The organism is Paraburkholderia sediminicola (assembly GCF_046027825.1).
In the GTDB taxonomy this organism is placed as follows: Bacteria; Pseudomonadota; Gammaproteobacteria; order Burkholderiales; family Burkholderiaceae; genus Paraburkholderia; species Paraburkholderia sediminicola_D.
On record NZ_JAQQDU010000098.1, the window covers coordinates 22,068 to 31,069 of the forward strand.

The following is a 9,002-nucleotide window of genomic DNA, read 5'->3' on the forward strand; positions in this document are numbered from 1 at the left end:
CGGTTGGTGATGGTCGCCAACCGGTTGTACGAGGGAGATTCCATATGTTTCGAAAAATTCTGGTTACCGCGGCCATGCTCGCCGCTTTCGGCCACGCGTATGCGGCGGTCGACGTCAACACGGCTAACGAGGATGCGCTGCGCGGCATCAAGGGCATCGGTCCTGCCAAAGCGAAAGCCATTCTCGAAGAGCGTACAGCGCATGGTCCGTTCAAGGACCCGGCCGATCTCGGCAAGCGCGTCAAAGGCATGGGCGGGCATACCGTCGAGCGCCTGCAGGCGGAGGGTCTCGCTGTCGGTCCGGCTGGCGCGGCTGCTAACACACAGGTTGCGGCGTCTGCACAAACCAAGGGCGCGGCCGCTGCGGGCAATGGCGCCGACGCGGCTACCCCAAAGAGCAACGCCACTGTGGCGGTGAAGAAATAACCTGACGCGGGCCGTGCGCGCGAGGCGGGTTACCTCTCGCGCCGGGTCCCGCGCCTGGTCCGTTACCGTCGTTCCCCTTCATGGTCGGAGTGGGTAAGAACACTCCTTCAGCTGTCATGCAGATGACTGGCTCCCGCGGTTCTCAGCCGCGGGCTTTTTGCATTGGCGGCAAAGCAATCTGCGTCTGCATCCATGCGGCCAGAAGGGCCGGACGGCAGCCGCGCGTACGGTGGTTTAGAATCGATGGATTGAAGACTCCGTGCATCGACAGCCCCAGAACCGATATGGCTTACAAAACGATTGAAGACACGATCGGCAATACGCCGCTCGTGCAACTCGTCCGGCTCCCTGACGACGAGATCCGCAACCGCAATAACGTGGTCCTTGCCAAGCTCGAGGGCAACAATCCTGCGGGTTCGGTGAAAGACCGTCCGGCGCTGTCGATGATCAAGAAGGCGGAAGCGCGTGGGCGCATCAAGCCGGGCGACACGCTGATCGAATCGACCAGCGGCAATACCGGTATCGCCCTGGCGATGGCTGCGGCGATCCGCGGCTACAAGATGGTGCTGATCATGCCGGAAGACCTGTCGGTGGAGCGCCGTCAGAGCATGGCCGCGTACGGCGCGCAGATCGTGCTGACGCCGGTCACGGGCGGCATGGAATACGCACGCGATCTGGCCGAACAGATGCAGCGCGAAGGCAAGGGCATCATCCTCGACCAGTTCGCGAACCCGGACAATCCAGCCTCGCACGTCGAAGGCACCGGTCCGGAAATCTGGCGTGACACCGAAGGGCGCATCACGCACTTCGTCTCGTCGATGGGCACGACCGGCACGATCATGGGTGTGTCCACCTATCTGAAGGAACAGAATCCGGCGATCGAGATCATCGGCGCGCAGCCGGAAGAGGGTTCGCGCATTCCGGGCATCCGCAAGTGGCCGGAGGCCTATCTGCCGAAGATTTTCGATCGCAGCCGCGTGGATCGCGTCGAGAACGTGAGCCAGGCTGCAGCCGAAGCAATGGCGCGGCGCATGGCCTCGGTCGAAGGGATCTTCGCCGGCATCTCGTCGGGTGGGGCCTGTGAGGTGGCGCTGCGCATCGCGCGCCAGGTCGAGAACGCGACGATCGTGTTTATCGTCTGCGATCGGGGCGACCGGTATCTGTCGACGGGTGTATTCCCAGCCTGATTGCGCTTCGGCGCATTGAGCGGCCCGCAAACTGAGTTGGCCAAATAAAAAAAGCGCCGTTCTAACCGGCGCTTTTTTTGTATCGCTTGCTATCCGTTCGTGACGCGGCGAGTCTCCGACACCGCCGCTCAGCTTACTGCGAAGCCGCGCCCGGCGCCGCCGCATTGCTGCTGGCGTTCGCCGCGTCGCTCGCTTCCATCTGTGCTTTGACCCGCTCGCCCAGTTGATAAACCGCGAGTGCGTAGAAGAAACTGCGGTTATAGCGCGTCAGCACATAGAAATTCTTCAAGCCCAGCATGTACTCGGTACCGCGCCCCGGTGACGGCAGATCGACCACCGTCACCGGCGTGCCGGCTTCCGCCGCGATATCGACGCCCGGCTCGTCCAGCAGCAGTCCGGCACGGAGCAGTTGGTCCAGCGGCCAATGTGGCTCCGGCTTGCCGTCGGCGGCCGCTTGCGCCACGCCCAGGCTGCCGGCGTCCATACCGATCTTCCACACCACGGGCCGGCCGTTTTCCCAGCCGTTCTGGCGCAGATAATTCGCCACGCTGCCGATCGCATCCGCCTGGCTCGTGCGCAGATCGATCTGCTTGTTGCCGTCGTAGCTCACCGCGTACTGCACGATGCTGCTCGGCAGGAATTGCGGAATGCCAATCGCGCCCGTGTAGGAGCCGAGCACGGTGGTCGGATCGATTTGCGAATCGCGCGTCCACACCAGGTAGTCTTCGAGATTCTTGCGGAAAGTCGCCTGACGATCCGCGCGATTGGCGGTATTCGGGTAGTCGAAGGTGAGCGTGGTCAGCGCGTCGAGCACGCGGAAGTTGCCCATGAAGCGCCCGTAGATCGTCTCCACGCCAATGATGCCGACGATCACTTCCGGCGGCACGCCAAACTCTTCATAGGCGCGTTGCAGCGTGGCCTGGTTGGCGCGCCAGAAACGCACGCCGGCGTTGATGCGCACCGGATCGAGAAAGCGCGACTGATACACGCGCCAGTTCTTGATCGTGGGGGAGGGCGACGGCGTAACGAGCTTGACTGCGGTAGCCGAATAGCTCACGCGCGCGAACAGGGCGTGCAGGGCGGCTTCGTCGAAGTCATAGCGCGCCGACATGTCGCTGATGAACGCGTCCACGTTCGGGTTGTTCGCGTAGCGCTGCGGAATGATCTCTTCTTCGAAGGTCTGACCCTGCGGCACCGCAGTTTGCGGTTGGCTTTGCGCGAGCAGGAGCGGCGGCTTCTTCGCGGCGCTTTGCGCCATCGCCGGACTGGTTGCCATGAACATGCACGATGCGACGGACAGGGCGGTGGCCACGGTCTTCATGCGTAGCCGGTTTCGTGCAGACAGAGCAAGCTTGACGGTCATATTGAGCTAGGGGCGCAGTGCGAAAGAGACAGGGGGAAAGGGATCGGGGCAGTATACCCGACGCTTTCTGCAAAACTGTGCCCAGCGCGTCACAGTCGCATGGTGTGGTAACTTGGCAAGTGTTGGCGCGCCCAGGGCGCGCGCCCCTGGACGGAGACACGCCGCGCGCGCTTTGAAAGCGCCGCGCTGCAGACGAGAATCATGGCAACAGGCTTTTATTCCCACGCCGATTGTTTGCTGCACGATATGGGGCAATGGCATCCCGAATGCCCGGCGCGCCTGCAGGCAATCGAAGATCAACTGATCGCCAGCCGCATCGACGCGCTGATCGAGCGCGAGTCGCCGCCGCTCGCTGACGAAGCCGCGCTGTTGCGCGTGCATACGCAGGCCCACATCGATTACATCCGCAGCCGTTCACCCGCGAAGGGGCTCGCCGAAATCGATCCCGACACGTCGATGAACCCGCACACGTTGCAGGCCGCGTTGCGCGCAGCCGGTGCCGCGGTGGCCGCGACCGACGCGGTGATCGAAGGCCGCTACGACAATGCGTTCTGCAGCGTGCGCCCGCCCGGCCACCATGCGGAGCCGGCCCGCGCGATGGGCTTCTGCTTTTTCAATAACGTTGCGATCGCCGCGCGTCACGCGCTCGATGTGCACGGCATGCAGCGCGTGGCCATCGTCGACTTCGACGTCCATCATGGCAACGGCACCGAAGCGGCCTTTTCGGGCGATTCGCGTGTGCTGATGTGCAGTATCTTCCAGCATCCGTTCTATCCGTTCACCGGCGCCGACAATCAGGCACCCAACATGTGCAACGTGCCGATGCCGGCGCGCTCGAAAGGCATGGCGGTGCGCGAGGCGGTCGACATGATGTGGCTGCCGCGCCTGCATGATTTCAAGCCGGAGATGATCTTCATCTCGGCTGGCTTCGACGCGCATCGCGAGGACGATCTCGGCAACCTGGGTCTCGTTGAAGACGACTACGCGTGGATCACCGACCAGGTGCGCGAGATCGCGAAGCGCTATGCGCGTGGGCGGATCGTGAGCTGTCTGGAAGGCGGGTACAACCTGTCGGCGCTCGGACGCAGCGTGGTGGCGCACGTGCGATCGCTGGCCGGGATCTGAGCTGCCACGCCACCAGCGCTGGCCGGGCGCCGCGAACTGCATGAACTCAACGAGGAGTGGGCCATGAATGCCGAGGTGCGCAGTGCGTCGCTGGTCGAAATCGAACACGACGCCTATGGCGTGCCGGGCGTCGTCCGATTGACGATGAACCGGCCCGACGCCTTCAACGCGCTTTCCGAAGCCCTGCTCGACGCGTTGCAGTCGGCGCTGACGGCGCTAGCGGAGTCCAATGCGCGAGTGGTGGTGATCGCCGGCGCGGGCCGCGCGTTCTGTGCGGGACACGATCTGAAGGAAATGCGCGCGGCGCCGTCGCTGGCTTATTACCAGGCGTTGTTCACGCGCTGCACGAAACTGATGCTGACGATCCAGCGCTTGCCGCAACCGGTGATCGCACGCGTGCACGGCATCGCCACGGCGGCCGGCTGCCAGCTGGTCTCGATGTGCGATCTGGCCGTCGCTGCCGATACCGCGCGCTTTGCCGTCTCGGGTGTCAACCTGGGTCTTTTCTGCGCAACACCTTCGGTGCCGCTGTCGCGCAATCTGTCGCGTAAGGCGGCGCTCGAAATGCTGCTCACCGGCGATTTCATCGACGCCGTGCAGGCGAGACAGCAAGGCCTCGTGAATCGCGTGGCTCCGGCAGACGCGCTCGATTCGGAGGTCGCGCGGCTCGCGAAAAGCATCTGCGCGAAACCCGTCGAAGCCGTGAGTGCCGGCAAAGGCCTTTTCTATCGCCAGCTCGAAATGGGCATCGAAGCGGCGTATCAGCTAGCTGGCCAGACGATGGCCTGCAACATGATGGATGACTCGGCGCTCGAGGGCGTGCAGGCATTTATCGACAAACGACCACCGGACTGGAAGCGCTAGCCGGGCTGGGCCGTTCCTGGCAGGGGCCGGGTTCAGCACGCCGGTATGCGCAAGTCTGGGGCTCCGGCATACCATGCGGCGCTCAGGCTTTGGGCAGCCGTTTCTCGATCCAGTCGATCAGCGCGCCGATCACCCGATCCCGGTCGAGATCGTTCATCGTCTCGTGATAGCTGTCTTCGTGCATCGTGAGCGTTTTGTCCGGCGAACCCGCATGCGCGCCGAAATCGCGGCTGCCTTCGGGCTCGGTGAGCTTGTCCGCGGTGCCGTGATACACCAGTAGCGGCACGCGCAGTCCCGCACGGCCGCGTTCGATGCGCGCCATCGCCAGCAACAACTCGGCGCCGGTTCGCGCGGGAATCGCGCCGTGATGAACCAGCGGATCGTTGCGATTGGCATTCACCACCGGCTGAAGGCGCGACAGCAACGCCGCGTCGATTTTCATCGCCGGGAAGGTCGGCCAGATGCGGCTGATCACCTGGCTCACCTTGAGCATCCAGCGCGGCACATCGCGGCCCGGCGCGAGCGCGGGGCTCGACAGGATCAGACCGCTTAGCCGACGCCCGCTCGCTTCCAGACGTTCGATTGCGTAGAGCGCCGCGACCGCGCCGCCCATGCTGTGGCCCATCAGAAACAGCGGCGCGCAACTGGTCGCCGCTTCATCGAGCAAGGCCTGAGCGTCGAGCAGATAGTCGTCGAAGCGTTGCACCCACACGCGCTTGCCCGGTGCATGTCCATGTCCGCGCAGATCGATGGCGACGAGTTCAATGCCGGCCGGGTTCAGCCGGTCCGCCAGCGCCGCGTAACGCCCCGCGTGCTCCGCGAGCCCGTGTACCAGCGCGACCGTGCCGCGCAATGGTGCTCTGGCAGGCCAGCGGTACAACGGCAGTTCGACGCCGTCGCTCGTCGTGACCGTCGAGCGCAGCGCGGCGCCGCCTTTCGGGGCGTGCGCAGCGGCGTCTGCAGGGGCTGCTGTAAGAGCGGCTGCTGCGGGACGTGCATTGCCGGGTCGAGTGGTTTCCATAGCGGCTGTTTATCCTGAACGTGTCCTGATTCTGATTCGCCCGATCATAGTCGCAGCGGGTGCGCACGCGCGAGCATCTCGCGCCGGGCACGCCTCTAATGCTCTGTGGTTATGAAAAGATCGTAATTGATTATTAAAGGGAATGACGGTGCTGCGGTAGAATTGCGGGCTCAAATCCTAATAAAAGCAACGGCGGCCGCTTGTCGGGAGCGCACAACGCTCGGTGGCAAACTCCGCCGTTTCGTTTTTTCATGATCGAAATACGCAATATCTCTCAGCGGTTCGCCGGGCCCCGGGGCTGGGTCGAGGCGCTGCACAACGTCAATCTGTCGATTCCCGCGGGTGAGGTGTTCGGCATCATCGGCCGCAGCGGTGCGGGCAAGAGTACGCTCGTGCGCACGCTCAACCTGCTGACGCGCCCGAGTGAAGGCAACATCGTCGTCAACGGCCGCGATCTGACGACGCTGCCCGCCGCGCAATTGCGCGAGGCGCGTCGCGAAATCGGCATGATTTTCCAGCACTTCAACCTGCTGTCGTCGCGCACGGTGTACCAGAACGTGGCATTGCCGCTCGAACTCGCCGGCATGAAGCGCGATGAGATCGAGGCGAACGTGCTGCCGCTGCTCGACCTGGTCGGCCTGTCGGCGCAGAAGGATCGTTATCCGGCGCAGATCAGCGGCGGGCAGAAGCAGCGCGTCGGTATCGCGCGTGCGCTGGCGAGCAAGCCGAAGGTGCTGCTCTCGGACGAAGCGACGTCCGCGCTCGATCCCGAAACCACGCGCGCGATCCTCGATCTGCTCAAGCGTATCAATCGCGAACTGAACCTGACGATCGTGCTGATCACGCACCAGATGGACGTGATCAAGCAGGTCTGCGACCGCGTCGCGGTGCTGGACGCGGGCCGTGTGGTCGAAGAGGGCAAGGTTATCGACGTATTCCTGCAACCGCATCATGAAGTGACGCGCGCGCTGATCGGCGACGTGATCGCGCAGGAACTGCCGCCTGCGATGAAGGCACGTGTGGCCGAACGCCTGAAGACTGGCAGCGGCCATTTGCTGCGCCTGGCGTTCACCGGTTCGGGTGTCGATCAGCCGATCCTGTCGGAAACGATTCGCCGCTACGAACTCGACTTCAACATCCTGCATGGCCAGATCGACGAGATCCAGGGGCAGGCGTTCGGCTCGCTCGCGGTGCTCGCGGGCGGCGAACCGGTGAAGGTGGCAGAGGCGCTGACGTATCTGCGCGAACAGGGTGTGGTGGTCGAGGAGCTGTCGTATGTTGAGTGAAATGTTCGATATGTTCGTCCAGTCGTTCTGGGAAACGCTCGTGATGGTGGGCATTTCCGGACTGGTCGGCGCGGCGGTCGGTTTGCCGCTCGGCGTGCTGCTGTATCTCACGGACCGTCAGGGCGTGCTGCAAAACATCGCGGTGAATCGCGTGATGGGGGTGATCGTCAACGCGGTGCGTTCGACGCCGTTCATCATCCTGCTGGTCGCGGTGATTCCGTTCACGCGTCTCGTGGTGGGTTCGTCGATCGGTACGGCCGCGGCCGTGGTGCCGCTGACGATCGCCGCGGCGCCGTTCATTGCGCGCCTGGTCGAAACCGCGTTGCGTGAAGTCGATCGTGGTCTGATCGAAGCGGCGCAGGCGATGGGCGCGACCACCAGCCAGATCGTCTTCAAGGTGCTGTTGCCGGAATCGCTGCCGGGTGTCGTTGCCGGTTTGACGATCACGTTTGTCTCGCTGGTCGGCTATTCGGCGATGGCCGGTGCGATCGGCGGCGGCGGGCTCGGCGATCTGGGCATTCGTTACGGGTATCAGCGTTTCCTGCCGGAAGTGATGGTGACGGTCGTGGTGATCCTGATCGTCTTCGTGCAACTGGTGCAGTCGTTCGGGGATTGGCTCGTACGTCGTTTGAGCCATAAATAAGCGTCATCGGAAAGGTCCATCATGCAACGTCGTTTCATTCTCAAGCTGGCCGCCACGCTCGGCGCCGCATCGCTGTTCGCTGCCGCCACGGCGGCTCACGCTGAAGACACGATCAAGGTCGGCGTCACCGGCGGCCCGCACGCGCAGATCATGGAAGTCGTGAAGACGGTCGCGGCAAAGAACGGTCTGAACATCAAGATCGTCGAGTTCTCCGACTACGTGCAGCCGAACGCAGCGCTCGCTGGCGGCGACCTGGACGCGAACAGCTACCAGCATGACCCGTACTTGCAGGCGCAGGTGAAGGACCGCGGCTACAAGCTGATCCGTATCGCCGATACGGTCACGTACCCGATGGGCATCTACTCGAAGAAAGTGAAGACGCTGGCCGAACTGCAGCCGGGCGCGAAGATCGCCGTGCCGAACGATCCGACCAATGGCGGCCGGGCGCTCCTGTTGCTGCAAAAGCAGGGTCTGCTGAAGCTGCGCCCGGATGCGGGTCTGAAGGCGACGCCGCTCGACATCGTCGACAACCCGAAGAAGCTGAAGATCGTCGAACTCGACGCCGCGCAAATCCCGCGTTCGCTGAACGACGTGGACGCCGCCGCGATCAATACGAACTTTGCGATGGAAGCGGGTCTGAAGCCCAAGCAGGACGCCATCGCGATCGAAGACCCGAAGGGTCCGTACGTGAACATCATCGCAATCCGCGAAGCTGACAAGAACAAGCCTTGGGTTGCGAAGCTGGTCGCAGCGTATCATTCGCCGGAAGTGAAGCAGTTCGTCGAGAGCAAGTTCGGCGGGTCGGTGATCACCGCCTGGTGATCTGACGGCCGGTTTTCCGACCGTTTCGCGTAGCAAAACACGATGGCAATGCAAAATTAGAGTCGTAAGTCTTAACCCGGGGTTGTCGCCCGGGTTTTTTCGAGATTAAAATAGAACGACCGTTCGATATTGCCGTCACGCCGCTGAGGAGCGATATCCTCCTGCTAGAGCGCCCGCGACACGGCTGCTGCGAAAAGGCAGTCGCTATAATGTCCGTTGGGTTGACGTATTCGTAACTTTGGAGCGTGTGCATGAAAATCCTGGTG

At 63.2% G+C, this 9,002-nt stretch carries 9 protein-coding genes; 7 read left to right on the plus strand and 2 right to left on the minus strand.

The window, feature by feature from the left end:
* The first annotated feature begins 44 nt into the window (after positions 1 to 44).
* Positions 45 to 425: a ComEA family DNA-binding protein gene (locus tag PQQ96_RS34600; RefSeq protein WP_408300853.1), complete on the plus strand. Its 381-nt coding sequence runs from the start codon at positions 45 to 47 to the stop codon at positions 423 to 425.
* A 284-nt stretch (positions 426 to 709) separates the two neighbouring features.
* Positions 710 to 1,612 (plus strand): cysteine synthase CysM, encoded by a 903-nt coding sequence (cysM, locus tag PQQ96_RS34605; protein WP_408300854.1) that lies wholly within the window; start codon positions 710 to 712, stop codon positions 1,610 to 1,612.
* A gap of 133 nt (positions 1,613 to 1,745) precedes the next feature.
* Here cysM and mltB read toward each other — a convergent pair whose 3' ends face one another.
* A complete protein-coding gene (gene mltB / locus PQQ96_RS34610) occupies positions 1,746 to 2,933 on the minus strand; it encodes a lytic murein transglycosylase B (RefSeq protein WP_408300856.1) in 1,188 nt (395 codons plus the stop codon).
* A gap of 243 nt (positions 2,934 to 3,176) precedes the next feature.
* On the opposite strand from mltB, the gene PQQ96_RS34615 reads away from it, so the two are divergent.
* Together PQQ96_RS34615 and PQQ96_RS34620 are read left to right on the plus strand one after the other, a co-directional pair.
* Positions 3,177 to 4,100, plus strand: coding sequence for a histone deacetylase family protein (locus PQQ96_RS34615; protein WP_408300858.1), 924 nt, complete (start codon positions 3,177 to 3,179; stop codon positions 4,098 to 4,100).
* Positions 4,101 to 4,163: 63 nt separating this feature from the next.
* Positions 4,164 to 4,964 carry an enoyl-CoA hydratase gene (locus PQQ96_RS34620; protein ID WP_408300860.1) on the plus strand — a complete coding sequence of 267 codons (801 nt, stop codon included), beginning with the start codon at positions 4,164 to 4,166 and terminating at the stop codon, positions 4,962 to 4,964.
* Between the two features lie 82 nt (positions 4,965 to 5,046).
* On the opposite strand, the gene PQQ96_RS34625 is transcribed toward PQQ96_RS34620, so the two are convergent.
* Entirely contained in the window at positions 5,047 to 5,985 is a 939-nt protein-coding gene (locus tag PQQ96_RS34625; RefSeq protein WP_408300862.1) for an alpha/beta hydrolase, read from the minus strand.
* 251 nt (positions 5,986 to 6,236) lie between these two features.
* Between PQQ96_RS34625 and PQQ96_RS34630 the strand changes: the two genes are divergently transcribed.
* The 3 genes from PQQ96_RS34630 to PQQ96_RS34640 are packed head-to-tail and all read left to right on the plus strand — an operon-like array spanning position 6,237 to position 8,736.
* Positions 6,237 to 7,271: a methionine ABC transporter ATP-binding protein gene (locus PQQ96_RS34630; protein ID WP_408300864.1), complete on the plus strand. Its 1,035-nt coding sequence runs from the start codon at positions 6,237 to 6,239 to the stop codon at positions 7,269 to 7,271.
* Positions 7,261 to 7,914 carry a methionine ABC transporter permease gene (locus PQQ96_RS34635; RefSeq protein WP_054037200.1) on the plus strand — a complete coding sequence of 218 codons (654 nt, stop codon included), beginning with the start codon at positions 7,261 to 7,263 and terminating at the stop codon, positions 7,912 to 7,914. The genes PQQ96_RS34630 and PQQ96_RS34635 overlap by 11 nt, the downstream gene beginning before the upstream one ends.
* Positions 7,915 to 7,935: 21 nt before the next feature.
* Entirely contained in the window at positions 7,936 to 8,736 is an 801-nt protein-coding gene (locus tag PQQ96_RS34640; protein WP_408300866.1) for a MetQ/NlpA family ABC transporter substrate-binding protein, read from the plus strand.
* The last annotated feature ends 266 nt before the right edge of the window (positions 8,737 to 9,002 follow it).

What these genes read in the sequence shown, in the direction of transcription:
- PQQ96_RS34630 (WP_408300864.1), top strand. Translation starts at nt 6,237, where the DNA reads ATGATCGAAATACGCAATATCTCTCAGCGGTTCGCCGGGCCCCGGGGC.
- mltB (WP_408300856.1), bottom strand. Translation starts at nt 2,933, where the DNA reads ATGAAGACCGTGGCCACCGCCCTGTCCGTCGCATCGTGCATGTTCATG.
- PQQ96_RS34635 (WP_054037200.1), top strand. Translation starts at nt 7,261, where the DNA reads ATGTTGAGTGAAATGTTCGATATGTTCGTCCAGTCGTTCTGGGAAACG.
- PQQ96_RS34615 (WP_408300858.1), top strand. Translation starts at nt 3,177, where the DNA reads ATGGCAACAGGCTTTTATTCCCACGCCGATTGTTTGCTGCACGATATG.
- PQQ96_RS34625 (WP_408300862.1), bottom strand. Translation starts at nt 5,985, where the DNA reads ATGGAAACCACTCGACCCGGCAATGCACGTCCCGCAGCAGCCGCTCTT.
- PQQ96_RS34640 (WP_408300866.1), top strand. Translation starts at nt 7,936, where the DNA reads ATGCAACGTCGTTTCATTCTCAAGCTGGCCGCCACGCTCGGCGCCGCA.
- cysM (WP_408300854.1), top strand. Translation starts at nt 710, where the DNA reads ATGGCTTACAAAACGATTGAAGACACGATCGGCAATACGCCGCTCGTG.
- PQQ96_RS34600 (WP_408300853.1), top strand. Translation starts at nt 45, where the DNA reads ATGTTTCGAAAAATTCTGGTTACCGCGGCCATGCTCGCCGCTTTCGGC.
- PQQ96_RS34620 (WP_408300860.1), top strand. Translation starts at nt 4,164, where the DNA reads ATGAATGCCGAGGTGCGCAGTGCGTCGCTGGTCGAAATCGAACACGAC.